Annotated in this window: 24 protein-coding genes; 7 read left to right on the top strand and 17 right to left on the bottom strand. The window is 45.1% G+C overall.

The annotated features are described in order from the left end of the window. Positions 1 to 8: 8 nt before the first annotated feature. Positions 9 to 377, bottom strand: coding sequence for a VOC family protein (locus AC1DP6_RS07070; RefSeq protein ID WP_441573462.1), 369 nt, complete (start codon positions 375 to 377; stop codon positions 9 to 11). 58 nt (positions 378 to 435) lie between these two features. Between AC1DP6_RS07070 and AC1DP6_RS07075 the strand changes: the two genes are divergently transcribed. Continuing rightward, positions 436 to 831: an SRPBCC domain-containing protein gene (locus tag AC1DP6_RS07075; protein WP_477054191.1), complete on the top strand. Its 396-nt coding sequence runs from the start codon at positions 436 to 438 to the stop codon at positions 829 to 831. Positions 832 to 876: 45 nt separating this feature from the next. On the opposite strand, the gene AC1DP6_RS07080 is transcribed toward AC1DP6_RS07075, so the two are convergent. Beyond that, entirely contained in the window at positions 877 to 1,515 is a 639-nt protein-coding gene (locus tag AC1DP6_RS07080; protein ID WP_477054192.1) for an SMI1/KNR4 family protein, read from the bottom strand. Positions 1,516 to 1,554: 39 nt separating this feature from the next. Continuing rightward, on the bottom strand, positions 1,555 to 2,382 hold the full coding sequence (locus AC1DP6_RS07085; protein ID WP_477054193.1) for a metallophosphoesterase family protein: 828 nt from the start codon (positions 2,380 to 2,382) through the stop codon (positions 1,555 to 1,557). Between the two features lie 212 nt (positions 2,383 to 2,594). Between AC1DP6_RS07085 and AC1DP6_RS07090 the strand changes: the two genes are divergently transcribed. Together AC1DP6_RS07090 and AC1DP6_RS07095 are read left to right on the top strand one after the other, a co-directional pair. Further along, positions 2,595 to 4,109: a malate:quinone oxidoreductase gene (locus AC1DP6_RS07090; protein ID WP_477054194.1), complete on the top strand. Its 1,515-nt coding sequence runs from the start codon at positions 2,595 to 2,597 to the stop codon at positions 4,107 to 4,109. Between the two features lie 220 nt (positions 4,110 to 4,329). Further along, the gene (locus AC1DP6_RS07095; RefSeq protein WP_477054195.1) at positions 4,330 to 5,706 is read left to right on the top strand and encodes an alpha-L-fucosidase; all 1,377 of its coding nucleotides are present in this window, start codon (positions 4,330 to 4,332) and stop codon (positions 5,704 to 5,706) included. 82 nt (positions 5,707 to 5,788) lie between these two features. Here the strand turns inward: AC1DP6_RS07095 and AC1DP6_RS07100 are convergent, their stop codons facing one another. Both AC1DP6_RS07100 and AC1DP6_RS07105 read right to left on the bottom strand, forming a co-directional pair. Continuing rightward, positions 5,789 to 6,181, bottom strand: a complete 393-nt coding sequence (locus AC1DP6_RS07100) for a DUF1634 domain-containing protein (RefSeq protein ID WP_477054196.1) — start codon at positions 6,179 to 6,181, stop codon at positions 5,789 to 5,791. A 3-nt stretch (positions 6,182 to 6,184) separates the two neighbouring features. Continuing rightward, positions 6,185 to 7,021, bottom strand: coding sequence for a sulfite exporter TauE/SafE family protein (locus tag AC1DP6_RS07105; RefSeq protein WP_477054197.1), 837 nt, complete (start codon positions 7,019 to 7,021; stop codon positions 6,185 to 6,187). Between the two features lie 144 nt (positions 7,022 to 7,165). Between AC1DP6_RS07105 and AC1DP6_RS07110 the strand changes: the two genes are divergently transcribed. Further along, positions 7,166 to 7,999 carry a CvfB family protein gene (locus tag AC1DP6_RS07110; RefSeq protein WP_441573454.1) on the top strand — a complete coding sequence of 278 codons (834 nt, stop codon included), beginning with the start codon at positions 7,166 to 7,168 and terminating at the stop codon, positions 7,997 to 7,999. A 49-nt stretch (positions 8,000 to 8,048) separates the two neighbouring features. On the opposite strand, the gene AC1DP6_RS07115 is transcribed toward AC1DP6_RS07110, so the two are convergent. From AC1DP6_RS07115 to aspT, 7 genes are all read right to left on the bottom strand, one after another. Further along, positions 8,049 to 9,500, bottom strand: a complete 1,452-nt coding sequence (locus AC1DP6_RS07115) for a two-component system sensor histidine kinase NtrB (protein ID WP_477054198.1) — start codon at positions 9,498 to 9,500, stop codon at positions 8,049 to 8,051. Between the two features lie 51 nt (positions 9,501 to 9,551). After that, positions 9,552 to 10,973, bottom strand: coding sequence for a DHA2 family efflux MFS transporter permease subunit (locus AC1DP6_RS07120; RefSeq protein WP_477054199.1), 1,422 nt, complete (start codon positions 10,971 to 10,973; stop codon positions 9,552 to 9,554). Further along, entirely contained in the window at positions 10,970 to 11,317 is a 348-nt protein-coding gene (locus AC1DP6_RS07125) for a hypothetical protein (RefSeq protein ID WP_477054200.1), read from the bottom strand. The genes AC1DP6_RS07120 and AC1DP6_RS07125 overlap by 4 nt, the downstream gene beginning before the upstream one ends. Further along, complete coding sequence (locus AC1DP6_RS07130) at positions 11,310 to 12,266, bottom strand: DnaJ C-terminal domain-containing protein (protein WP_477054201.1); 957 nt, start codon at positions 12,264 to 12,266, stop codon at positions 11,310 to 11,312. Before AC1DP6_RS07130 ends, AC1DP6_RS07125 begins: the two co-directional genes overlap by 8 nt. 126 nt (positions 12,267 to 12,392) lie before the next feature. After that, positions 12,393 to 13,397: a glutaminase A gene (gene glsA, locus AC1DP6_RS07135; protein ID WP_477054202.1), complete on the bottom strand. Its 1,005-nt coding sequence runs from the start codon at positions 13,395 to 13,397 to the stop codon at positions 12,393 to 12,395. Between the two features lie 23 nt (positions 13,398 to 13,420). Beyond that, a complete protein-coding gene (locus AC1DP6_RS07140) occupies positions 13,421 to 14,653 on the bottom strand; it encodes a DcaP family trimeric outer membrane transporter (RefSeq protein ID WP_477054203.1) in 1,233 nt (410 codons plus the stop codon). Between the two features lie 27 nt (positions 14,654 to 14,680). Beyond that, positions 14,681 to 16,387 (bottom strand): aspartate-alanine antiporter, encoded by a 1,707-nt coding sequence (gene aspT, locus AC1DP6_RS07145; protein ID WP_477054204.1) that lies wholly within the window; start codon positions 16,385 to 16,387, stop codon positions 14,681 to 14,683. 192 nt (positions 16,388 to 16,579) lie between these two features. On the opposite strand from aspT, the gene gad reads away from it, so the two are divergent. Further along, positions 16,580 to 17,968, top strand: coding sequence for a glutamate decarboxylase (gene gad / locus AC1DP6_RS07150; protein ID WP_477054205.1), 1,389 nt, complete (start codon positions 16,580 to 16,582; stop codon positions 17,966 to 17,968). On the opposite strand, the gene AC1DP6_RS07155 is transcribed toward gad, so the two are convergent. Then, entirely contained in the window at positions 17,965 to 18,303 is a 339-nt protein-coding gene (locus tag AC1DP6_RS07155) for a DUF6686 family protein (RefSeq protein WP_477023166.1), read from the bottom strand. The genes gad and AC1DP6_RS07155 overlap by 4 nt on opposite strands. A 562-nt stretch (positions 18,304 to 18,865) precedes the next feature. Between AC1DP6_RS07155 and AC1DP6_RS07160 the strand changes: the two genes are divergently transcribed. Further along, complete coding sequence (locus AC1DP6_RS07160) at positions 18,866 to 19,126, top strand: hypothetical protein (RefSeq protein ID WP_477054206.1); 261 nt, start codon at positions 18,866 to 18,868, stop codon at positions 19,124 to 19,126. Positions 19,127 to 19,185: 59 nt separating this feature from the next. On the opposite strand, the gene AC1DP6_RS07165 is transcribed toward AC1DP6_RS07160, so the two are convergent. The 4 genes from AC1DP6_RS07165 to AC1DP6_RS07180 all read right to left on the bottom strand — a co-directional run bounded on the left by AC1DP6_RS07165 (position 19,186) and on the right by AC1DP6_RS07180 (position 24,426). After that, positions 19,186 to 20,046 (bottom strand): DUF4249 domain-containing protein, encoded by an 861-nt coding sequence (locus AC1DP6_RS07165; RefSeq protein ID WP_477054207.1) that lies wholly within the window; start codon positions 20,044 to 20,046, stop codon positions 19,186 to 19,188. A gap of 4 nt (positions 20,047 to 20,050) precedes the next feature. Then, on the bottom strand, positions 20,051 to 22,690 hold the full coding sequence (locus AC1DP6_RS07170) for a carboxypeptidase-like regulatory domain-containing protein (RefSeq protein ID WP_477054208.1): 2,640 nt from the start codon (positions 22,688 to 22,690) through the stop codon (positions 20,051 to 20,053). A gap of 130 nt (positions 22,691 to 22,820) precedes the next feature. Further along, the gene (locus AC1DP6_RS07175) at positions 22,821 to 23,798 is read right to left on the bottom strand and encodes a FecR family protein (RefSeq protein WP_477054209.1); all 978 of its coding nucleotides are present in this window, start codon (positions 23,796 to 23,798) and stop codon (positions 22,821 to 22,823) included. 97 nt (positions 23,799 to 23,895) lie between these two features. Next, positions 23,896 to 24,426 (bottom strand): RNA polymerase sigma-70 factor, encoded by a 531-nt coding sequence (locus AC1DP6_RS07180; protein ID WP_441573440.1) that lies wholly within the window; start codon positions 24,424 to 24,426, stop codon positions 23,896 to 23,898. Positions 24,427 to 24,605: 179 nt separating this feature from the next. On the opposite strand from AC1DP6_RS07180, the gene AC1DP6_RS07185 reads away from it, so the two are divergent. Continuing rightward, positions 24,606 to 25,631 (top strand): quinone-dependent dihydroorotate dehydrogenase, encoded by a 1,026-nt coding sequence (locus AC1DP6_RS07185; RefSeq protein ID WP_477054210.1) that lies wholly within the window; start codon positions 24,606 to 24,608, stop codon positions 25,629 to 25,631. Positions 25,632 to 25,652 lie beyond the last annotated feature (21 nt).

Below are 25,652 nucleotides of genomic sequence, written 5' to 3' on the forward strand. Positions count from 1 at the left end.
ATACGATCTTATTCCGGTTGCTGTATAATCACGCACACGTCTTCACTGTCTCTGAGGGCAAACTCCAGGGCTCCCCAGGGTTGTGGGCGAACTTCCGGTAAATTAGGGTGCAGCAGTTCCGGATGAGCTGCTTTTACCTGTGCATAGGCGGCTTCAATATCATCTGTTTCCAGCCGTATTTCAGGCCGGTCTTTAATCGCCCATTCATGGCTTTCTATCAGGTGAATCACCAGGGTGTCCCGTTTGATGATACAGAAAGGCTGTTCTCCGCTATCATCTCTGTAAGCGATTATAAAACCAAGTGTGTCTACAAAAAGTTGCAAACCCACATTCATATCCGAATAAAATATATTTGGGATCAGTTTGGTAAATTGCATACACTCAATTTTTATAGAAAAGTAAATAATAATTCATCAATTCAGTAGCTTTGAAACCATGAAAGATTATAAAAAACATTTTATACTGTCTGCTCCGCCGGAAGAAGTATACGCCGCCCTCACCAATCCCGCTACCATTCAGCTGTGGACAGGTGAAGTAGCAGAAATGTCTACAGAACCCGGTTCTGAGTTTGCTTTATGGGAAGCAAGTATTGTAGGCAAAAACCTGGAATTTGAGCAGGACAAGAAAATTGTGCAGCAATGGTATTTCGGGGAAGATGAAGAAGAGGAAGCAGAAAATCCTTCTATTGTTACCATTAAACTGCATCCATCGCCCAAAGGCACCGATGTGGAATTAAAGCATACCAATATTCCGGATGAGGCTTATGATGATATTACTTCCGGCTGGAATGAACAGTATTTTGGATCACTGATTGATTTTTATAAAGAGTAGATATCATAAGAAAGCCGCTATGAGAGCGGCTTTCTTATGATATTATTATCCTTTCACCTGGTAAGGAAAACTGCTATCCAACCATTCGAAATTCATTTCCTTCTCTACGATTTCATGTAAGGCTACATTGGTGAGCCTTCCAAAATCATATACCGCCTCAATAATCTGCGCCTGATGGGACGTAAGATAGGGAGCATGGGTACGCAGAAAGTTCGCGCAATTCTCTTTCATATTACCATGAACGATCAGGGATGGATATTTAGGATCCAGGTCTGTTACCGCTTCCAGCATTTGAAGAAATATAAAGTCCTGCAGGTTTTTAGCCAGTATACAGGCTTCATTCACATCATGAAATACCTGTACAATGGGCACATCATCGCCATCCTGCAAATTGAAGTAAAACGCGAACCAGTCGCCGGCACCACTCATAGCAAAAGGAACAAACTTATGAACAGGATCGGCAAACAGCAGTCCTTCATCCATTTCTTCATCCACTGTTGTCAGCGCCATCATTTCAAGATCATTGGCATAGAGCAGTAAGGGCGGAGCTGTTTTTATTGCTGGATATACCTTGTCCAGCCACTCTTCACCAAACTCTCCCCAGTCCAGCATTCCATCTTTATATAATTGTTTATAGAGCGTTGGATAGGTAAATCCATAGTCTTTTTCAAGTTCCTCCAGCATAGTTTTTCTTTTAGCATCCCGAATGTACCGGCAAAATAGCTAAACTTTCGGAAATACGCGTTCGTTCTGGCGCGTAAGCGGGTTCATGATAAAGGAGAGGAGGCTGCCATCTTCCTTTAATTCCACTACGCGAAAGCCGTGATAGCCTACACCCCAGCTACCGCCAATATGTCCGTCGAATAGGAAAGGTATTTTGGAGTCATCCAGCATTTTCACACTATCCTGGTCATGGTCATGTCCGTYAAAGATGGCCCTGATATTCGGGTATTTTTTAATCAGCGCCTGAAATTCGGTGCAATCCAGCCCGTTATCGGTCCATTTTACCGGGGTGATATGTAAGAAGATGAATATATTGGTGGCGTYCTTGTATTGCTCCAATTTACGGGCAAACCAGGGCACATCGGGACATAGGTACTTCCCTTTCTCATCTGCCGTGTTTCCCAGCAAAATCACCTGCTTTCCTACTACCACATCGTGATTCAGGGAATAGCCCCAGGCTTGTTCCCAGTCGGCAGCCGTTACCATGTCATGATTACCATGGGTAACAAACAATTTTGGATGCAATTGCTTTAATTTGGCGGCAGCAGGCAACAGGAGGGCGGGATCATTGTGGATAATGTCTCCGTTGAGCACAAAAAATTCGCAGGGATACTGTTGCTGGTACTGGTTAAAAGCATCTTGCAGGTCCTGGAAATATTGCTCCGACGGCGTTTTGGGTTCTCCAAAATGCCAGTCAGACCCTACCGCAAAGCGGAAAATTGTTTTGCTGTCGAAATGCCGGTGAGTAACGGCGGATACTATTTTACCACAGGCAGATATGACTACGGCAGCGGATATTCCCTTAAAAAATGCACGTCTGTTCATCATAAAATAAAAATAATATTTCCCGGCAGTCAATTATTTAATTACCAGATGCTTAACCAAAATATAAAATTATATATACTTCTCCATGCATTCAAAACTTTCAATCCGTTCAGAAAGAATTGTAATAGTATTGTTAAAGTGTAGCAAACGAGCAATTTAATCACCCTGCATAATTGTTTTGATTGTAACTTTGCACCTCGAATAAAAATGGGGTTATGTTTAGAAGCAAGAGTACAGCTGGAACAGGTCCGGATGTGGTTTTAATCGGCGCCGGAATTATGAGCGCCACACTGGGAATGCTCCTGAAAGAGCTGGAACCTGAGTTAACCATTGCAATTTTTGAACGACTGGATGTGGCTGCAGCAGAGAGTTCCGATGCATGGAACAATGCCGGTACCGGTCACTCTGCATTTTGCGAGTTGAACTACACGCCACAGAAACAGGATGGATCAGTAGACATTAAAAAAGCGGTGAACATTGCAGAGCAATTTGAAGTGTCCCGTCAATTCTGGTCCTACCTGGTAGAAAATAACATCATTTCCAATCCGCACAACTTTATACAAAGTATTCCCCACATGAGTTTTGTTTGGGGAGAAGAGAATGTGGATTATCTCAAAAAAAGATACAAAGCCCTGCAGCAGTGTCATCTTTTCAAAACAATGGAGTATTCGGAAGATCCCGAAAAGCTGAATAGCTGGATGCCCCTGGTGATGAAAGGTCGTGATGCGACTCAAAAAGTAGCGGCTACCCATATGGAAATGGGGACAGACGTGAACTTTGGGGCTTTGAGCCGCGCCCTGTTTAACCACCTGGAAAAACTGGACGGCGTATCCCTTCACTTCAATCATGACGTACGTGATTTCAAAAAAGAAGCGGATGGCAGCTGGGTGATCAGGGTGAAAAACCGTGAAACCCGCGAAAAACAAAGTGTCAAAACAAAATTCGTATTTATTGGTGCTGGTGGCGGTTCTCTGCCATTACTGGAAAAGTCAGACATTCCGGAAGGAAAAGGTTTTGGCGGTTTCCCGGTAAGCGGACAATGGCTGCGTTGCAACAATCCGGAAATAATTGAACAACACCGCGCAAAAGTATATGGCAAAGCCTCTGTAGGTGCGCCTCCTATGTCGGTGCCTCACCTCGATACCCGCATGATTGACGGACAAAAAGCCCTGCTGTTTGGACCTTATGCCGGGTTCTCCACCAAGTTCCTGAAAAACGGTTCTTTCATGGACCTGCCTTTATCTATCAAAGCCAATAACATACGCCCTATGGTGTCTGCCGGCCTGGATAATATTCCGCTGACCAAATACCTGATTGCACAGGTAAGACAGAAGCCGGAAGACAGACTGGAAGCGCTGCGCGAATATTTCCCGGAAGCTAAGATGGAAGACTGGGAACTGGAAATTGCCGGACAACGTGTACAGGTGATCAAAAAAGATCCTGAACATGGTGGCATCCTGGAATTCGGTACAGAAGTAGTGAGTGCAGCCGATGGCTCCATTGCTGCGCTGCTGGGAGCATCTCCTGGTGCATCTACCGCCGTTTCTATCATGCTCAACCTGCTGAAACGCTGCTTCAAGGAAGAAGTGGAAACAGAAGCATGGCAGATCAAACTGAAAAAAATGATCCCTTCCTACGGACAGTCCCTGCTGAACAACCCTGCACTGGTAGATGAACTGCGTGTATGGACCACCCAGATGCTGGAACTGCGTGAAGTAGAAATGGCCTGATGATAACTATATTTATGTAGATATTTTGTTTTTGAAGCACAAATCTTCCCAAACAAAATATCTACATAAAAAAATATTAGCTTCTGGTAAAATCAGTCCATTCTGGTCCGTTTTTTTTATAGACATTAGTAGGTAATTAGGAAGATAAGAGCGCCCTGCGCTTATTTTTTACCCGTATCATGCAAACGATTGCATAATATGCAACATCCACATTATGTTTATGAAAAAAGGGATTCTGTTCCTGGTGGCGCTGCTGATTCCGGCATCCATCCTATTCGCACAAAATACACTGACCCATGATCAGCGCATGCAATGGTGGCGCAATGCCCGTTTCGGCATGTTCATTCACTGGGGCGACTATGCCCAGCTGGCCGGCAACTATAAAGGACAGCAGGTAGCCCGCGGCGGCGAATGGATTATGAACCGCGCCAAAATACCCGTTACTGAATATCAGCAGTTTGCCAAACAATTTAACCCTGTTAAATATGATGCAGACGCCTGGGTGAAAACAGCCAAGGATGCAGGTATGAAATACATCGTAATCACAGCCAAACACCACGATGGATTTGCTATGTTTAAATCCAACGCCAGCAAATGGAATATCGCAGATGCCACCCCATACGGCAAAGATGTGCTGAAGCCACTGGCAGCTGCCTGCAAAAAATATGGTATTAAACTGGGCTTCTACTATTCACAGGCACAGGACTGGAATAACCCCGGTGGCGCTGTTGCCCGCAAAGTAGCGACTGAAGGCTGGCCTAATCCGGATTCCGCACAAATAGATGCTTACACACAAGCACACAGCGGTCATTGGGATCCACTGCAAACCAGTGCTACCATGTCCGATTACATTGATAAAGTAGCAGTACCACAGGTAAAGGAACTGCTGACCAACTACGGCGAAGTAGCTGTATTATGGTGGGATACCCCTACCAATATGACAGATGAATATGCACAAAAGCTGCAGGATGTACTCGCACTGCAACCCAATATCATCACCAACGACCGCCTGAAACGCCCCAACTTCGCAGGCGACTATAAAACACCGGAACAAAAAATCCCTAACCAGTCAGAACTGGACGGACGTGACTGGGAAACCTGCATGACCATGAATGGCACCTGGGGATATAAAAGTTTTGATAATAAATGGAAAAGCACGGAAACGCTTATACGTAACCTGGTAGACATCGCCTCCAAAAACGGTAACTACCTGCTGAATGTAGGCCCCGATGCCAGCGGTCAATTCCCCGAAGGCAGTCTCACTGCACTGAAAGGCATAGGCCAGTGGATGAAGGTAAATGGAGAAGCCATTTATGCCACACAAGGCAGCCCGCTACCAGCCATAGACTGGGGTCGTTGCACCCAGAAGAGAAATGGTAACAATACCACGCTGTACCTGCATGTGTTCAACTGGCCTGCCAATGGTCAATTGCATGTACCTGGCGTAAAAGGAAAAGTAAACAGTGCGAAGTTACTCGCAAACGGTAAAAAGCTCATCACTACCACCGGTACAGATGACCTGTTGATCAACGTGCCTGAGCAGGCGCCTGATGCGATATCTACCGTCATAAAACTGGAAATTTCTAATGCCGGATAATTAAAACAGCCGTTGGCTGTTAGTGTTTCAGATAAGCAATGCTATCTGAAACTACTAACAGTTAACGGCTAATTAAGAAAGGCTATCCCGCCAATCCTCCCAACATACTGAATAAAATAATCCCCAGCACGATCAACGTAATCACCACATACAGGTAATCTTTCTCTATGAGGAAGGCTATAACAGAAAAGGCTATACGAATAATAGGGGTAGCAATCAGTAATACTACTCCCAGCTGAATGATATTCATTCCTCTGTTTTCCATCACGCCCTGCCAGATACCCGGCAGATTGGTCAATCCTTCCCGCACCCCGGTAAAATCGCCATAGGAGGGCTGTTCGTGCCCATGACGGATCAGGTAAATGATGCCACCAATAAATACAATGATACTGGAAGCGATCACGCCCACGCGTAATTGTTTTCCTATCAACTGCTGAATATCCTTGTCCCGGAAATAATTTGAAAGTTGTTTCATCGTTTATAATTTTCCGGTAACACCATTAAAGATCATCTGCAGCGCCAGGAAACCGATTACAACGCTAAAGACTATACGCAACCACTTCACATTGGCACGGGTCAGCAATTTAGAGCCGGCAAAAGCTCCTGCCAGCACGCCCAGTACCACCGGCATACATAATCCGGGAGAGATGTAACCCCGCTGCAGATACACGACCGCACTGGCAGCTGCTGTTACCCCAATCATAAAATTGCTGGTAGTTGTAGATACTTTAAATGGGATACGCATGATGTTATCCATGGCCAGTACTTTTAACGCGCCGGAACCAATCCCCAGCAGGCCCGACATCACGCCGGCAAAAGTCATCATGAAATAACCGCCCGGCACATGGTGTACCTCGTAGTTAACCGTTCCTTCTGCAGTAGGGTAGCTACTGTTAAGCCGCAGCTGTGCCGCCAGTTTACTCTGTTGTTCCCCGGTAGGTACGGCTATCTTTTTGCGGAAAGACATCAGCGAGGAGAAAATGAGTACCAGCCCAAAAATAATCGCTACCACATTGGTAGGCATGTATACCGCTATCAGCGCCCCCACCACAGCACCTGTGGTAGTGGCAATTTCGAGGAACATGCCTAGTCGGATGTTGGTAATTCCTTCTTTTACATAGGCAGAAGCCGATCCGGAAGAAGTGGCAATAGAAGCCACTAACGCAGTACCAATGGCATAGCGGATGTCTGCATGAAATACAAGGGTCAGCAAGGGTATGATCACTACGCCGCCACCTAAACCGGTCAGCGACCCCAGCAGTCCAGCCATAAAGGCTCCGCATAGGAGGATCAGGGTGAATGATAAAATCGTCATAAGATGGTTTGGTTGGTTTAGATCAGTCATTCCGGAATTACAGTACTCACTGAATAGCTGATGATTACAAAAGTAAGGAGAATATGATTCTCGCAATCCGGCAATCTATAAGTAACTTGCACCCTGACAATTAATCGAATTTTTATGATAAAGGTGGGTGAATACAACCAGTTAAGGGTAAAAAAGGAAGCTGACTTTGGTGTATACCTGGAAGGAGTAGATCAGGAAATCCTGCTCCCTACAAGGTTTGTACCAGCAGGTACACGGGTGGGCGATGAGCTCGAAGTGTTCCTGTATCATGATTCTGAAAACCGCCTTATTGCTACCACCCAGCGTCCTTTCGGTATTGTAGGGGATATTGTACTGCTGAAAACCGTGAGCGTCACCAAACAAGGTGCATTTCTCGACTGGGGACTCATGAAAGACCTTTTTGTTGCCACCTCTCAGCAATTGACCCGTATGGCACCAGGACAGGAATACCTGGTGAAAATATACATCGATGAGCAAACCGGTCGCCTGGCAGCCACCGAAAAGCTGGATAGGTTCCTCAGCAATGAAAACCTCACTGTAAAAGAAAAAGACCCCGTAGACCTGGTCATCTATCGCCGCACCGACATCGGCTTTGTTGCCATCATCAATAATCTGCACACTGGAATCCTGCACCACAACGAAATTTTCCGTTCCCTGGAAATTGGCGACAAAATGAAAGGCTTTATCCGTCAGATCAAAGAAGATAAAATAGACCTGATCATCGGCAAGCCAGGATTTGAAAGGGTAGAAGATGAAGCAGAGAAAGTACTGCGGCTCCTGCAGGAAAATGATGGCTACCTGCCATACCATGATAAATCATCTCCGGAAGAAATTCAGGAGTTCTTTGGTATGAGTAAAAAAACATTTAAAATGACTATCGGCAACCTGTACAAACAACGCAAAATCATCTTTACACAAACAGGTATTAAGGCAGAAGAAAATATATAAACCTATTTATAAAGCAAGAACGGCGGCCTGCATAAGGTCGCCGTTTTTTTTATGACTGTTTTTCTTCTATCGGGAAACTAATCAGGAAACTGGTACCTTCTCCCAAAGCACTGTCTACTGTAATGCTGCCATGATGCTGCAAAATAATATTCTGGGTGGCAGTAAGTCCAAGCCCTGTACCTTTCGTTTTATTGGTAAAAAATGGTTCAAATAATTTAGCCAGGTTCTGCTCAGATATACCACTACCGTTGTCGGATATACGAATAAATACACGTTCTGCGTCCTGCCAGGAATGAATACCCAGGCGGCCTTCGCCCGCCTTCATGGCTTCAATACCATTGATAATAATATTCAGAAATGCAATAAGGATTTTGTCTTCATCCGCCAGGATCTTACAATCCGGCTCGCAGAGTTCCTTTACCACCGAAATATTATTCAGTTGCAACCGGTCGGCCGCCAGGTGCAATGCCTTTTCCACGAGTATATTCAGCCCCAGTGGCAGCATGTTTAACTCAGACATGCGGGTAGACTGTAACAGCTCTGTTACCAGGTGATTTATACGATGACAGTTGCGTTCCATGATATCCAGGTACAACTGTGCATCTTCGGTTTCGGCCAGCGGTTCCATTTTAATCTGGGAAACCGCCAGTAAAATATTGGTGAGCGGATTGCGTACTTCGTGGGCTATTAAGCGGGCTATACGACCGGTTATCGCAAACTTTTCCTGTTGCTGTTTCTCCCGTTCCTTGCGTTTACGGGCAGTAATGTCCTGGATGATACATAAATACAGCTGTTTTTTCTCATCTAACAAAGATGCATTGATCATTACATCCAGCTGCTGGCCTGATTTTCCGCGAAAAACATATTCCTTTTGCACCACCCCCTCTTCAGAACAAATCTGTTCCAGAAAATCCTTAATCACCAGTTCTTCCGCAAACAAACCCTGGAGATGGCTGTTGTACAGCTCCTCTTCATTATAGTTCAACACATGAAGGGCAGCAGGATTGGCCGCCACAATTTTGTGTTCACAGTCTGCCAGCAGAATAAGATCATTGGATTTTTCGAAAATGCTGAAGTAGCGTTTTTCACTTTTTTCAATGGCGAGGAGGTGATTAAACTTATCCAGGGTGTAACGAATAGCTCTTTCCAACAAGGCGGCATTGATTTCGCTTTTCACGAGATAATCTGCCGCACCGGCCTGCATAGCTTCCTTATCTATGTGATAATCCCCTTTTCCGGTGAACAGGATTACAGGGGCTTTATATCCCAGATTGCGGAAATGATGCAACACATCAATCCCTGTATGCGATCCCAGGCGGTAGTCTACCAGGTAAAGATCGTGTGAGCGTGCTTCTATTGCCAGCAAACCTTCTTTATAGGAAGATACCCATTGCAATACATATTGATCCGGTGAAATATCCTGTAGCAAAGAATTTACAAGGAAAAAATCATCTTCATCATCATCAATCATCAGGATATGCTTCTTACCAATTGTTGCCATAAGTACCGAAAAAGTTCACCGATATTAACCAATAATCATGCAGTAAAAAAATCAGGTATCTATATGCGCATCGGTATCTTTTAACACCACATTTCTACGGGGCAGGAACCAGGCTGGGATCAGGGTTACCAACAATATGATCAGGGAAATATGAAATCCTTCCCGCAACGCTAGGTGATGCGCAGGCATGTTGGACATACCGGCCAATACATGCTTATTATAAGCCGCCTGTGTAATAATGGCCAGTACTGCAATACCAATGGCACCGCCCACCTGCTGCATCAGCGTACTGATGGAAGAGGCCATCGTTACCTCGCTGGGCCTCACCGCACTCAGGGTAGCGGCATTCAACGGCGCGAGTAATAGTCCCATACCAAGTCCCCGTACCACCATCGCAGTAATGACGCCGCTGATACTGCTTCCCCGGTCCAATATGGAAAACAGGTACATAGAAACAGCCAGCAAGGTGATGCCCAAGATAGAAATTTCCCTGGAGCCATGCTTATCGGACCAACGGCCCGCAAAAGGCATCAATGCTGCCATAAAAACGGAATTGGGCAATATGAGCAACCCGGATATACCTTCAGAAAAGCCCATTTGTTCCTGTAGCAGGAAAGGCATCAGAAAGAGGCCGCCAAACAAGGCCGCAGACCGGGAAATAGTGACGAGGATACAACTCACAAATGAGTAATTGGTAAACAGTGCCAGGTCCATAATCGGATCCTTTTTCTGTTTGTCTATCCATATAAAAAATGCAAATGCCAGCAGCGACACTCCCAGTGTAGCCAATATTTCGGGAGAAGTAATTCCCACCACTTCCGCCCTGGCAATACCGTACTGCAAACATACCAGGAAGATGGTAAGCGCTACAAAACCGGTCAGGTCAAAGGGTAGCTTGAGCTTGGGCTGTTTACGTAATACGCCCAGGTACCGGAAAGCCAGGACTACCGTTATTATACCTATAGGCAGATTAATATAAAAGATAGAAGGCCAGCCGAATTTCTCCGTAAGAATCCCCCCTAAAGTAGGTCCCAGCGCAGGCCCTACGAGATTACCCAATCCCCACCAACCTAATACAGTGCCGCGCACCCTGGCTGGAAATACATAAGAAATGATGGCCATGGACGTGGGCGCCATAGCACCGCCTCCCAGCGCCTGTACCACCCGTGCGGTCAGCAGGGAATCCAGGTTGGTAGACAGGGCGCACATCAGCGAGCCTAATGTAAAAAGAGAGATGGCGCCGATATAAAGATTAAAAAAACCTATCCTGTTTTTCAGCCAGTTGGTCAATGGCATTAATACAGAAAAACTAAGCATGTATACTGTAATCACCCATTCTATTTCCGACAGCGTACAGTTAAACTGCTTGCTCATAACGGGAAGGGATATATTTACAATACTGGAATCTATTCCGGCCATGGTAGTGCCCATAATAACCACTATCAGGATACCGGTACGGTTGATATCTCTCATACTCGGTCTTTCATCATAAAGATCAGTTGTGCTTTAGCCACAAAAGGATTCAATGGATTACAATTGATCATAAACAGGTAAGTCGCCAGTTCTGATAATTGCCAGTCCGTGGTTAGTTCACCGTCTTTAAAACAAAATACTTTCTTGAAATTAAAGTCCACCGGGATATTCAATGCAGCACAGGCGTGCATTGCCCTGTCCAGTGGCTCCTGTTCCATTCCGGACTGGCCATAGCCCAGTTCCTGCATGATTTCGCTGGCGGTATATAACAGCTTGGGGTTGTTCGGCTGTGAAATCCGCTCAGTAGATATGACTTCTTCCAGGTAATCAAAAAGTTTAAGCATCGCCATTCTCATTTAATTGTGAAAGTTGCTGAAACAGTTCTTTTTCCTTTTCGGAAAGGTTTTTTGGTATATGTACCATTGCTTTGATATATAGATCTCCCGCCGTTCCGCTGTTATCGTAGGCTGGCATTCCTTTACCCTTTAAACGAAACACTTTCCCACTGTCTGTGCCTGCCGGAATATTCATATTCAGGTCGGCGCCGGGTGTATATACGATCGTTTTACCACCCAATACAGCGGTATACAAAGGCAAGGCCAGATCTGTATAAATATCCTGTCCTTTCAGTTCAAATTTAGGATGTGGCGCCAGATGAATGCTGATCAGCAGATCGCCGTTTTCTCCGCCTTTGCGGCCGGGATTACCTTTCCCTTTCAACCGGATCACCTGACCTTCGTATAAACCAGGCTTCAGCTTAATGTTCAGCCGGCTGCCATTTACTTCTACCTGCCGGGTAGCACCGGCATAAGCATCTTCCAGCGATACTTCCATAGTGGCCTGCACATCCCGGCCGCGGCCAGGTCCCTGTTGTTGCCGGCGCCCTCCGCCACCGCCGGAAAAACGGCTACCAAAAAGTTGTTCAAAGAAATCAGAGAAATTACCCTCCCCTCCGCCAAACATATCATCCATATTGCCACTGCTATAGGAACGCGTGCGGCCCTGTCCGCCACCACCGCCATATTGCGACCAGTCATAATCTTCCGGCCGGCCACCATGCTGTTCGTAATATTTATAATTTTCCCCGAACTGATCATATTTCTTACGCTTCTCTGCGTCGCTCAACACTTCGTAGGCTTCATTAATCTCTTTAAATTTATCCTCCGCGGCTTTATTATCGGGATTCTTATCCGGATGATACTTCACCGCCAGTTTACGGTAGGCCTTCTTAATCTGTTCAGCTGTTGCCGCTTTCTCGACTCCCAGTACCTTATAATAATCCTTGACATCCATAGCTCTAAAACATGTTAATGTGATAACTTGTTTTATGAATTTACGAATTAACCTCGAAAAATAATTGGTGAACAGCCACCGGAACTCCCGGTACTGTTCACCAAATTTGCCATACAGAGATGATAATTATTTCCCTACATACACATTGGCTTCCAGCTTATCGGAAATATATTTGATCGCTTGCTGGGCACGTACGCTATTACCGGCTTTATCCAGTGGAGGAGAAAAAACAGCAACCGCAAACCTGCCGGGCACTACGGATATAATACCACCCCCAACACCGCTTTTACTGGGTAACCCTACCTTAAACATCCAGTCGCCCGTAGTTTCATATAATCCTGTTGTCCCCATAATGGCCAGTACTTTGGGAACATATTTTTCGCGGATCAACCGTTCTTTGGTGATAGGATTCACACCACCATTTGCCAGCGTGCCCGCCATAATACCCAAATCCCGGGTATTTACGCCATAAGAACATTGTTTGGTATAAAAATCACAGGCATATATAGGATCATCATACATATATCCATATGATTTCAGCAACATCGCAATAGCCTGATTATGCTGATTGGTAGCGGCTTCTGATTTATACAGCTCATCCAGCACGGTTAGATTACGACCAGCAAACCTGGCGAAATATGCATTCACCTTATCCCAGGCATCCGCATGACCAAAGTGACTGGTGAGCAAACTGGAAGTAGCCATGGCGCCTGCATTTACCAGGGGATTTGATGGCTTTTGTCCATTCAGTTCTATAGCTGGTACGGAGTTAAAAGGCAAACCCGTTTGATCAGCGCCCACTTTTTGCAGGATTACGGAATCGCCCACAATTTCCATCGCCATACAAAGTGTAAATACTTTTTCTATCGACTCAATACCAAATTCAAACTTTGTTTCTCCTACCTGGTACACTTGTCCTTCCGTAGTCACCAGCACAATGCCATACATGTCGGAATCTACTTTGTCGAGGTAAGGAATATAATCTGCATTCTTTCCTCCCTTTTCATTTTTATATAAATTAAATGCCTCGTTAATGACAGCATTGTAATCAACTGGTTTCGCACGCTTCTGGGAATAAGCATCTGTAACACCCAGTGTCAGCAGCATGACTAATCCAATTATAATTTTCATGGTGTATGATTTTATGCAGATGATCAGAATTTGAAGAACGCACTGAACTGCGCACGGACATCTTCTCCGTAGGTATTATCCCTGTTCTCCCTTTTCCCATACAATACTTCTCCTGCTATTTTAAAGAAGGTGGTGAAGTAATAAGTGGTATTGAAAGACGCATAGTGTGTGGCTTTAATGGCCGCATCGGGTAATGCCAGATCCGGGGTATTCAGGCGAAGATAGCCATATCCGATAGTAGATCCCAGACTTTTAGTCCAGAAGTGATCAAAGTACAACCAGGTGGCGAGCATATTGATATTTTTGATGCTCTTATCATTCATACCTGCAAACCCATCATATCCCTGTCCACTGATATCTTCACTGTATTTCGCATAGCCGCTACCGTAGGCAAACTGGAATTTCACGTCATCATTTTTACCCAGATCAATATTACCGGACAGGTTAAAAGCGCCACCTATATTGGTTTTGTTGTCTTTGTCTGCGTTTTTGTAATCCATCGGATGCATCAAACCGGATAAGCGTACATGACTGCCATTATTTTTGCCAAAATTCTTTTGAAAAGCGGCCGTTACATCCGGGAAGTTCGTTCTGCTTTTCCAGATATCTGGTATAGACAAATCTCCTCCCGGCTGTTCTGCAGATACAGAAAATTTCATGGAAGTACTGATCTGTTGTGTAAACCGCAACTGTATCTGTCGCGTCCATACGTAGGAGTTAGGGCCCCAGTAGTCCATGATGTTAGGCCAGTTATCATCATCCATGAAGTTGCTCCAGTATTGTCCGAAGGTCCATTTGCCGTGTTGTATATAAGCGTGGCGCAACCTGGGTGCGCCGGAAAGACTACCCCATAGATCAAATTCGAGTACGGCTTTTAATGCGCGTCCTTTTGCATCGGGTGCTCCAAAAGCCGTAAAGGCAAAGCGTGACTGGCGAACCGTAAAGGCGGTGTTGCCTTCTGTAACCGTAGGTACCGTAATCGTAGAAGGCTGCATCGCATGTATGTTGCTGATCTGCATAAAGTCGTGGATATAATCTGCCTGCACATAGCCACTGAATTGCAACCGGATGCCTTTTACATCGGTGAACAGGAAGCCCTGATACTTTCCACCTTCAATCATATTACGGGTCAGACCTTTACCATTCTCTGTAGTATCCTTTTGCGCCAGGGCATACGAAGATGCCACAGACATACATATAACGCAAATGAATACACGTAAATAACGGGTAGATTTTGCTATCACGATATATTTCATTTATGATGAATAGTTTTCACTACGGATTTAAGTCATCAGTATCACAATCACTACTCCCCAGATGATCAGGAGCGTATTTCCTACTGCGTATGTGATAGTATATCCCAGCGAAGGAAGGTTACTCTGTACCTCATCCTGTATAGCAGAAAGCGCCGCAGTAGTTGTTCTGGCGCCGGCGGTACATCCCAGGATCAATGCAGGATGAAATTTAAAAATATATTTAGCCATTAACACGCCCACAATCAGCGGAATACTCGTAGCAGCAATACCAACTAAAAACAATCCCCAGCCCACTTCTTTGAAACCAGCCACAAAGCTGGGTCCCGCGGTAATACCCACCACAGCAATAAAGGTATTCAGTCCCACATTATTCATCACCCACAAAGCTGGTTCAGGAATTCTGCCAAAGGCCGGGTGCCGGGAACGTAACCAGCCAAACACCAGTCCCATGATCAACGCGCCACCACTGGTACTTAAGCTGAGCGGCACTCCTCCCACACGAATACTCATCGCACCAATCAAGCCACCCAATACAATACCCAGCCCCACAAAAATCATATCTGTTTTGTCGGTAGGAATATCGGCGTAACCAATATGTGCGACCGCTCTGTCCATATCTCTTTTATACCCCACCAACTGTATATTATCACCTCTTTCCAACACCGCTTCAGGATATACAAGCATCGCGATACCCGCACGCCGTATACTTTGTACCGGTATGCCGTGCATATAATCCATTGCGCGTAGTTCCCTGATCGTTTTGCCAATCGCTTCTTTATTAATCACAAATACCATTACATTCTCCACCGGAAAATTCAGCAGGTCTAGATCTATAATTTCTTTACCAATATTTTCTTCTTCGCCCAGGATAAACTCTCTGCGGCCACTGAGTACAATTTCATCACCGGCTTTAATCACGTATTCAGGAGTGGGCTCCGTTATTTTCTTATCTGCTGTCTGACGTATACGTTCTACAAACAACCGGTGTTCACGTCCCATTAACTCATCTTCCAGTTGCTTTACAGACTTCCCCGCAGCAATAGATTTTTCGCTGATAAGATAAGCCCGGAAGGTGACGGAAATAAATGCGGAGCGCATACCCGGGTCCTGGGAAGGATCTCCGGCCCCCATTGTTTTTTCCAGCTCCTTGCAGGCCGCCCTTACTTTGTCAATACCACCCAGCATCATAGGCGCCACACTTGACAGCAACCATGCGGAACCCGCAGTACCAAAAATGTAAGTCACCGCATAACAAACCGGCATTGCATTTATCATCAACTGTTTCTGATCAGGGGAAAGATTTACCTGGTTAATGGTATCTGCGGCCACACCCATTACAGCAGATATGGTTTGTGAACCGGCAATCAAACCGGCCGCCTGTCCTACGTTATAGCCCATCAGGATAGACAATAACCAGGGAGCAATCAGGCATACCACACACATGAGCACTGCAAACAATACCTGCGGCAATCCATCTTTTTTGAGGCCACGGAAAAACTGCGGACCTACGGCATACCCTACTGTAAACAGGAACATCAGGAAAAAAACTGATTTCACGTTGGCAGATACCTGTATATCCATCTGCCCCACCAGTACACCCATCAGCAATACACCTGTTACGGATCCTAACGAAAATTTACCGATCTTGATACTGCCTATAAAATAGCCCGCTGCCAATGTGAGGAACACGGCTAACTCAGGATACTCCTGGAATGTATGATGTAACCAGTTCATTTATATCTGTATTATAAGAAGAAGAAAATGGTCATAATTTAGGTCGTAATAGGTAACACAGGTCATTCCCCATTTGTTCAGTGAAATTCAATTTATATAGCATCCGCGCTATTTTTCTATTGATAGCTGAACAAGTGTTCCATCACGTTGTTAGACATCAAAAGAATTTCTAACAATTAAGCCCATATTGTTATGCCATTATTCACCAAGAAAAAAGAGAATGAAAATTCCCGTTTAGGGTTGTACGCATCTGCAGACAGCATGGAAAGCATTCCTAAATACAAGATACCTGGTGAGGCGCAGGACATGCGTACAGTGTATCACCTGGTACATGATGAATTAATGCTGGATGGCAATTCCAGGATGAACCTCGCTACTTTTTGTCAGACGTGGCTGGACGAATATGTACATAAATTAATGGATGAATGCCTGGATAAAAACATGATCGACAAGGATGAATATCCGCAGACTGCCGAGATTGAAGACAGGTGTGTACATATTTTAGCTGATTTGTTCAATGCTCCGGAAAGTGCCATCACTATGGGTTGCAGCACTACAGGATCCAGCGAAGCAGCTATGTTGGGCGGCCTCGCATTGAAATGGCAATGGCGCAAAAGAAGAGAGAAAGAAGGTAAATCTACTGATAAACCCAATCTTATTTGTGGTGCGGTACAGGTGTGCTGGCATAAGTTTGCCAGATATTTTGATGTAGAACTGCGTGAAGTAGGAATGGAACATGGCCGTTATAATTTAACGCCGGAAAAAGTACTGGAACTGGTAGATGAAAATACGATTGGTGTAGTGCCTACTTTCGGTGTTACATTCACGCTGATGTATGAGCCGGTATTAGACATTGCGAATGCACTGGATAAACTGCAGCAGGAAAAAGGCTGGGACATTCCTATCCATGTGGATGCTGCCAGTGGCGCTTTTATATCACCATTTGTTTCGCCAGACCTGGTGTGGGATTTCCGTATTCCACGTGTAAAGTCTATTAATGCATCTGGTCATAAATATGGGCTGAGTCCATTAGGTGTGGGTTGGGTTATCTGGCGTGAAAAAGAAGATCTGCCGGAAGAATTGATTTTCCGGGTAGATTATCTGGGCGGCGACATGCCTACTTTTGCGTTGAATTTTTCGAGACCAGGTGGACAAATAGTAGCACAATACTATAATCTCCTGCGTCACGGCAGAGAGGGATATAAAAAGTTACAACAAGCTTGTCTGGACCATGCTTCCTACATAGCAGAAGCCATAGAAAAACTGGGGCATTTCGATATCCTCTACAATGGTAAAGGAGGATTACCAGGCGCCTGCTGGACATTAAAGCCGGGCGATCATGGGTTTACGCTCTATGACATTACTGATAAAATCCGCTCACGTGGGTGGCAGATCGCATCCTATCCCCTCACCGGTGATGCCAGAGACATAGTGGTGCAACGTGTATTAATACGCCATGGATTTAGCCGGGATATGGCAGATATGCTTATCCAGGATTACACCCGTTGTGTAAAATACTTCGAAGAAAATCCGGTAAGAAAACCACTGACGCAGAAAGAAGGCGGTGGCTTCCATCACTAATCGGCACTAAGGAATCCGGAAGATGTTTCCAGGATATCATACGTGTGCAGCAACGCCTGCACTTCCGCTGTCATATTCGCCAGGGTGCATATTTCAGCGGGAGTTACCAGCATCATTACATGATCAGCTGGCAAAGGCAAACAAATCATCTTTTCATTTTCTGTTGAATAACAATGGTCATCCGCCAGTCGGGTGACCATCTTTTTGAAGCACTCAAACTCTGTAATATCAAGGTTAACAACCGTGGTACCAAAAGCAAGCTGAATTCCTTTACAATGGGGGCAACGGATAACATATCCTGCCGAACCGTGATACAATGTCTGGTAATTACACATGGGCCTATGGGTTTGTGCCTCCAGCGGCCGCATAACGGCCGCTGTCAGGACTTAATTCATCACTCTTAACTATCTATCTGAATATTGTGGTGCAAACAACGGATGTATTTTTTAGCTATAAATTACTCCGGGGTATTATTTACATGGCACAAAAGTAAAGCAGGAAAAATGGGGACAATGCTCGGATCAGGAAAACGAGTTACGCAAAAGGGAAAAGTATTGAAACAGCTATTAGGCATTAGCTTTTAGCTTTTAGCAAAATGCAGCGAAGATATTAGCGTGACTCGTGTTAAAGCTTTGCTAATAAATGCCTTGCCCTAACGCAGGAAATATTTATCAGCCAAATTGGGATGCAAACCAAGCCAGGAAAACTGGTTTCCTTTACTCTGGCTGTTATCATAAGGGAGGGCCAGGATTGCCCTCTCTTCAGTGTCAACGAGCCATAGTCATATAGTTCAAATCCGGGAAATCTATGATAAATCGGGGAAATCTAAAAAAAATTAGTTCGTGGTGCAACTAAATCGATTTCTACGTGTTTATAACTGCAATAAAATTATTTTTCATGGATTGGGAAGAGTTACTGGACCCACTATCGCCAATGTATAAAGATACTATGCAGGAACAAATCAGAATTGTAAACTTACAGGATGGACTCATTGAAGCTGCTAAAAAGCTCGCAGCGGAAAACTATCCGACGCTCAGCACTGCCACACCAGGCATTCACAAAGCTTTAAACAGCGTAATTATCAAGCATTCCATTACGATGTCTGTAGACATTAACAACGCCATCGCAGGAGGAGAGGCGGAGGATTTCCAGTTTTAATAACTATGCCATTTTATCATGTATCGCTGATGTAATGCGGGGCTTCACTTGTTCAACAGCTATTCAACCTTAAACAACATTTTTCTTGTATTGATGCCACCTACAATGCCGTAGCCATTCGTGACATTGGTAAAGACGCGTATGGGGTTGCCAATCGCGACATTGCCGCCTTCCTTTTGTGCAGTAATGGTACTGAAATATTCATAGGAAGCACGGGTGAGGGTACTAACTTCCACCGTCACCTGGCTCAGTGCGGCGATAGGTTCTGCTGTTTGCAATACAAAGTTGACTTCCTTGCCATCGAAGCGTTCATCACTCATTACAAGGCTGTTATAACTGCTTTTGGTGAAGAAATCCACCAGGTTATTATTGAAGGCAGGATCTAACCGGAAAAGCCGGAAAGCTCCCTGCCCACCAATATCATCCGTTACATAGATCCGTATCCGGTAATAGTCTCCCGCGCCACGGCCATCTTTTAATGTAAACTGTACGCGGTTGCTATTTCTTTGTGCACCGGCATTTTTCACATCAGGTGCTACCGGTAGTGTATCCGTAGCCGTTACTGAGGTGAGTCCTGGTGCAGCCACCTGTACTGTGTATTGTTTGCCTCTCACGGCTTTCTGCTCAGATACAAAATAGGAAAAGCCATTGATCTGCTGTACGCGTAATGGGGTAAGCGACACGCCATCAGCCGATAACGTTACTGTACTGCCGGGAATATCTTTATAGCCGTTGTCATCCAATACATTGGATGGTATACTACGGGTTACGCGGATATATACCACACTATCCGGTTGGATAAGTGTGTTCACCACTATTTTGTCGCCTTCATAAGGCAACTTAATTTCTACTCTTTTGGAACATGCACTCAAAAGCATGACAAACAATACCGTACCTACGGAAAAATGTTTCCTGCACATCTCTTTAAAATTTAATAGCGTATGTGACACTGGGCAATATGGGCAAAATAGTAGCCTGCGAAAGATATCTCTTCTGCTCTGATGCATCATCCATCATTGTATAAAAGAACGGGTTCTTCCGGTTATACACATTAAATATGCTCAGGTTCCAGCTTCGGCTCCAATGCTTCTTCTGTTTGGTATGCGTAATTCCTATATCCAACCGATGGATATCTGCGCCGCGATAATTATTCCAGTTGTCATAACGATCAATGGAAGTATGACCACCACCGGGATCCCACGGCGACGCACCGCCAACACCGGTATAACTGGAAACAGGAATAGTGATGGGCGTACCGGAGTTATAATGCCAGGACGCAGAGAATTCCCAATGTTTACCTAAACGTTGCATCAGTACCAGCTCAAGGTCGTGACGGTGATCATATTTATAAGGATAAATTTCATCGTTGTTCACACCTGGGAAACGGCGTGTAGACCACGACAACGTATATCCAATCCAACCGGTAGTAGTTCCTTTACGTTTCTGCAACATCACTTCTGCACCATAGCTCCAGCCTTTTCCTACTGTCACATTTTCATCCCAGCGTGGCACCAACTGGTTAACAATATTATTGCTCTCCTTATTTTCAATCATGTTGTGCATGGATTTGAAATAGCCTTCCAGCGTACATTCGTACATGTTGTTGGCCGATGTTTTAGCTACACCCAACGTCACCTGTTTCGAAAACATAGGCGCTACACGCTGGGTAGAAGGCACCCAGATATCTGTAGGTAACGAAGTTCCATTACTCGACAACAGGTGAATATACTGGTTCATATGGGTATAGGCCGCCTTTACCGCCCAATTGCGTGGCAGCACGTAACGCAGTCCCAGTCTGGGTTGTACGGAGTAGTAAAAGCGCCCTTGCACCAGGAAGGCAGAAGCATGCACACCAATATTGGTGAACAGGTTTGGCCGCAGCTGCCAGTCATCCTCTGCGTACATCGACAATTCGGCACCCGTTACCCGCAGCACCGACTGTAATGTATCCAGCGGTTTTACCGGGCTGCCCTTATCTTGAAAAGAGGAGTTCCCGGGCTTAAAATAGTGCATGGTAGTAATGGCGCCAAACCGGAAAGAATGCTTAGGATTAGGGCGGAAATCAAAATCAATTCTTCCTCCACTGTTCTCCATCATGGAGCTATATTTTCCATATACATCCGACAGCTCCGCGGAAGGAGATACTACTGACTTATTTTCATACTGTGTGAAGAAAGAATACTGCGAATAGTTCACAGTAATATTCGAAAATAAGCGGGGGCCGTAAATATGATTCCAGCGTAAAGCGGCAATCGTATTACCCCAGCCTAACTGAAATTTTGAACTTTCCCCACTTTTCGCAGGGTCGTTTGCCAACACACTGTCGGAGGGTGTCTCTTTCAGCAAAAGATTATCTTCTCCTTTATAAAAACTAAGGAACACCCGGTCTTTGGGAGAAAAAATATGATTCACTTTTGCATTGATATCATAAAAATAAGCCCTGAAATCACCACCGCTTCCCAGCGCATTTTCCGRCTTCATCGCTGCATTCAGCAGCAGATCCGGATAAGAGCGGCGGGCAGATAACATAAAAGAAGTTTTACCCTTAACAATAGGACCTTCTACATTGAATTTGGCCGCAATCAACCCTATAGATATATCACCGTGATAATTGTTCATATCCCCTTCCTTCATGGCAATATCCACCACAGAAGATAAGCGCCCGCCAAAACGTGCCGGGAACGCGCCTTTATACAGGTCAGTCGTTTTTACCACATTGGCATTTACCAAAGAGTACACACCAAAAAAATGGGAAAAATTAAATATCGGTGTTCCATCCATCAGCACCAGGTTCTGATCCGGGCTACCTCCTCTTACATACAATCCTCCGGCACCATCCATACCACCACTTACTCCTGGCATCGACTGCAGTGTGCGCATTACATCTACCTCTCCCAGCAGCCTCGGCATGGCCTGCAATTCCGAAGTGGAAAGGGTCACCTTGCTCATCTGGGTTTGTTCCTGTAGCTTACTTTTTTCTCTGCCACTGATCACCACTTCTTTTAAACTGCCCACTGGCTTTAAGGAGATATTAAGCAGCTGATCTCCCTTCTGGGGAACAGGCTGTAAACGGGGAGCATAGCCAATATAGGAGATGATCAGGCTATTGGAATCCTTTACGGTAGTGAAACTAAAAAAACCATATTGATTAGTGGTAGTACCCTGTTTTAATGCAGGCGAATATATAGTGGCGCCAATCAGGTTTTCACCACTCACCGCGTCTTTTATATAACCGCTGATCGTGCATGTAGTGCGCTGGTCCGGCAATAGCACCACCTGGTCACCCACACGGGCAAACCTGATACCATCGGGGGCAAATAGTTCTTCCAGTACTTTTCTAAGGCGCTGGTTATGGGCTGTTAACGTAACTTTCCGTGACAAGTTGACAAGTTCCCTGCTATATGAAAAATGAATACCATACTCTCTTTCCAATAATCCACATATCATTTCTATCGGCTGGTCCTTTACTACTACGGTTACTCTTGTTTGCCAGTCCCACCCAAAAACGTTTAGTGGGAAACATAGTATAAATATTCCCGTCAGCAGTTTTACGGCTAACGACATAGTATAGTTAAATTGAAAGGGTGACAGTAAGCAGCCATTAGCCGTTAGCTTTTAGCTTTTAGAAAATGCCGTGTGGACCATTTGTGATCTTCACGGCATTTTCTAAAAGCTAAAAGCTAACGGCTAATGGCTATTTCAATTTGTATTGTCTATCGTTCGTTTTTTCGTACCCCGCATTCAGCATCAGTGCCAGCGTTTTAATCACATCATCCGTAGACTCTCCTGTAAAGTCAGCACGAACCGGCAATTTAAGCAGGTCGGTGTTCATGACTTCTACTTTTATGTCGTACACTTCTGTAATGGTATGTAATACTTCTTCCAGTGGTGTATCATAAAATGACAGTGATCTTTTTCCCATGTCAGTAACGTGGGAAGCTATACGAAATGCGGGTCTTTCATTATCTTTCTGTAACAGCATACCATCTGTGAGAATAACGCTATCCTCTTTATCATGATCTATCACCATTACTTTACCACTGCTTACATGTACTTTCAACATGGCGGTGCCAGGCTGATAATTGATCATGAACCGGGTACCCAGTACTTTCACTTCTGTGCGGCCCAATGTAATTACAAATGGGTTGGCAGCACTGCCGCTTACATCAAATGTGGCGGTACCGGTGAGGCTTACTTTCCTGTTACGGTCATTAAAGCCCCTGGCTACTTCCAGCCTGGAAGCAGCCGATAACTGCACACTGCTGCCATCCTGCAGCGTAGCCTTTACAGGGCCTGAATATGTTTGTTGTGGATGATTACCTGCCAGGAACCACCATCCGGCGCCAAATACCACCAACAATACCGCAGCAATTTTCAGCCAGATAAAGCGGCTTTTAGACCTGATGGCAATTAATACCGGTTTGTCATCCATTTTTTCACTCAGCTGAGACCAGGCGAATTCGGTATCTGCTGCCACCACTTTTTCGTTGGCTGCTGCAGTATCCAATACTTTAGCCAGTGAGGTAAGCAGGGCCTGGTTACCAGGATCCGTTCCTTTCCATGCTTCCACCCACGCATGCTCTTCCGTATCCGCTTCATTCAGCAGGTACTTGCAGAGCAAGGTATACAGTGCCTCATCAGGCATTGCCTCATTGGGAAAAGATGGTGTCATTAGTTGTTGTAAGTTTTTACAGTCTGCGCCTTAAGGCGATTATACAATAATAAGACGCATGGGAAATATCAATGCCCCCATGCGACCCGAAATTTTTTTAAAACAAAAAACCTGTCAGCAAGGGCAGGTATTCCTTCAGCTCCTGATGCAGGATCTTTAATGCTTTCCCCATCTGATTTTCTACCGTTTTCACGGAAATATTCATGGCAGCCGCTATTTCTGCATATTTCATGTTCTGCTGCCGGCTGAGCACAAATACTTCCCGGCAACGTTCCGGTAACCGTTCCAATGCCTGCCGGTAAAGTCTTTCCAGCTCCTTCACCTCTTCCCCTGCACCAATCGTTGTTTCTGATACCTTCCCATAACCGGTTTCCTTTTCCGTACGCACAACATCCTTCCGCCATTGACTAATGGCGGTATTACGAATAGCAGAAAACAAATATGCTTTCACGGGTCCCGTAATGGTAATGGTTTCCCGTTTCTCCCACAAACGCAGGAATACCTGTTGTACAATCTCCTCCGCTACATGGGAATCTCCCGTGTAGTGAGTGGCAAATGCCAGGCAATGAGCATGGTTTTCCCTGAATAATGCTTCAAATGTTTGCAGCTCCAGCATGATGAGCAGCAAATATAGTTATGATTTATTTGATTTCTACCATTCTGCACATGGGTAAAAATCTTTACGTACAAATACTGAAAAATGCCATCTACAGCCATTATATGAAATTTGAATAGGGGGGAAATACCACTTTCTGCGTCAGGAGAATCACCAAAATCACATAAATCCTGATTATCTTTGTCCCCGCAATGTACAACCTGATCAAAAATTTCCTTTTCCGCTATCCGCCGGAAAACATTCACCACAGCGTAATGCGTGGTATGAAAACAATATATTCTTTGCCCCTGGGCAAAACCGTGCTGAACGCCTTCTGCGGTGTAAAAACCAAAGGACTGGAACGTGAACTGTTTGGACTGAGGTTTTCCAATCCCGTAGGACTGGCAGCCGGTTTTGACAAAGATGCAAAGTACATTGACGAACTGGCCTGTCTGGGCTTTGGCTTTGTAGAAATAGGCACGGTGACTCCACAGCCACAACCAGGTAATGAACAGCCAAGACTATTCCGCCTGCCGGCAGATAAAGCCCTCATTAACCGTATGGGCTTTAATAACGAAGGTGCGGTGGCAGCCGCCAAACGCTTACAACGCAAAAAATCCAATATCATCGTAGGAGGAAACATCGGGAAAAACAAAATTACCCCGAATGAAGAAGCCGTGAGCGATTATGAAAAGTGTTTTCATGCGCTGTATGATGTGGTAGACTACTTTGTAGTAAATGTAAGCTCGCCTAATACACCCAATCTGCGTGCATTACAGGAAAAAGAACCATTAAAACAACTCCTGCATCACCTGCAGGTGCTGAATACACAGAAAGTGAAACCCAAACCTATCCTGCTTAAAATAGCGCCGGATCTGACAACAGAACAGCTGGATGATATCATCGAAATTGTGACAGAAACGAAGCTGGCAGGCATTGTGGCTACCAATACCACCATCAGCCGGGCAGGATTAAAAACGCCTGCGGCGGAAGTGAATGATATCGGCGCCGGTGGTTTGAGTGGATTTCCTGTGAAACGCAAAGCCACAGAAGTAATCCGTTATATTCACACCCACAGCCAGGGCAGCATACCTATTATTGCGGTAGGTGGCATTTTCACAGCCGAGGATGCCCAGGAAAAACTGGATGCCGGGGCCTCCCTGGTACAGGTATATACAGGCTTCATTTATGAAGGTCCTACCATTGTGAAAAAGATCTGTGCCGGATTACGTCAGTAACATCGCATCATCTCTATCTAT

The organism is Chitinophaga sp. 01L420 (assembly GCF_056399985.1).

Excerpts from the sequence above, each read along its gene's own strand:
- AC1DP6_RS07070 (WP_441573462.1), bottom strand. The coding sequence starts at position 377 with ATGCAATTTACCAAACTGATCCCAAATATATTTTATTCGGATATGAAT.
- AC1DP6_RS07075 (WP_477054191.1), top strand. The coding sequence starts at position 436 with ATGAAAGATTATAAAAAACATTTTATACTGTCTGCTCCGCCGGAAGAA.
- AC1DP6_RS07080 (WP_477054192.1), bottom strand. The coding sequence starts at position 1,515 with ATGCTGGAGGAACTTGAAAAAGACTATGGATTTACCTATCCAACGCTC.
- AC1DP6_RS07090 (WP_477054194.1), top strand. The coding sequence starts at position 2,595 with ATGTTTAGAAGCAAGAGTACAGCTGGAACAGGTCCGGATGTGGTTTTA.
- AC1DP6_RS07095 (WP_477054195.1), top strand. The coding sequence starts at position 4,330 with ATGAAAAAAGGGATTCTGTTCCTGGTGGCGCTGCTGATTCCGGCATCC.
- AC1DP6_RS07100 (WP_477054196.1), bottom strand. The coding sequence starts at position 6,181 with ATGAAACAACTTTCAAATTATTTCCGGGACAAGGATATTCAGCAGTTG.
- AC1DP6_RS07105 (WP_477054197.1), bottom strand. The coding sequence starts at position 7,021 with ATGACGATTTTATCATTCACCCTGATCCTCCTATGCGGAGCCTTTATG.
- AC1DP6_RS07110 (WP_441573454.1), top strand. The coding sequence starts at position 7,166 with ATGATAAAGGTGGGTGAATACAACCAGTTAAGGGTAAAAAAGGAAGCT.
- AC1DP6_RS07115 (WP_477054198.1), bottom strand. The coding sequence starts at position 9,500 with ATGGCAACAATTGGTAAGAAGCATATCCTGATGATTGATGATGATGAA.
- AC1DP6_RS07120 (WP_477054199.1), bottom strand. The coding sequence starts at position 10,973 with ATGAGAGATATCAACCGTACCGGTATCCTGATAGTGGTTATTATGGGC.
- AC1DP6_RS07125 (WP_477054200.1), bottom strand. The coding sequence starts at position 11,317 with ATGCTTAAACTTTTTGATTACCTGGAAGAAGTCATATCTACTGAGCGG.
- AC1DP6_RS07130 (WP_477054201.1), bottom strand. The coding sequence starts at position 12,266 with ATGGATGTCAAGGATTATTATAAGGTACTGGGAGTCGAGAAAGCGGCA.
- glsA (WP_477054202.1), bottom strand. The coding sequence starts at position 13,397 with ATGAAAATTATAATTGGATTAGTCATGCTGCTGACACTGGGTGTTACA.
- AC1DP6_RS07140 (WP_477054203.1), bottom strand. The coding sequence starts at position 14,653 with ATGAAATATATCGTGATAGCAAAATCTACCCGTTATTTACGTGTATTC.
- aspT (WP_477054204.1), bottom strand. The coding sequence starts at position 16,387 with ATGAACTGGTTACATCATACATTCCAGGAGTATCCTGAGTTAGCCGTG.
- gad (WP_477054205.1), top strand. The coding sequence starts at position 16,580 with ATGCCATTATTCACCAAGAAAAAAGAGAATGAAAATTCCCGTTTAGGG.
- AC1DP6_RS07155 (WP_477023166.1), bottom strand. The coding sequence starts at position 18,303 with ATGTGTAATTACCAGACATTGTATCACGGTTCGGCAGGATATGTTATC.
- AC1DP6_RS07160 (WP_477054206.1), top strand. The coding sequence starts at position 18,866 with ATGGATTGGGAAGAGTTACTGGACCCACTATCGCCAATGTATAAAGAT.
- AC1DP6_RS07165 (WP_477054207.1), bottom strand. The coding sequence starts at position 20,046 with ATGTGCAGGAAACATTTTTCCGTAGGTACGGTATTGTTTGTCATGCTT.
- AC1DP6_RS07175 (WP_477054209.1), bottom strand. The coding sequence starts at position 23,798 with ATGACACCATCTTTTCCCAATGAGGCAATGCCTGATGAGGCACTGTAT.
- AC1DP6_RS07185 (WP_477054210.1), top strand. The coding sequence starts at position 24,606 with ATGTACAACCTGATCAAAAATTTCCTTTTCCGCTATCCGCCGGAAAAC.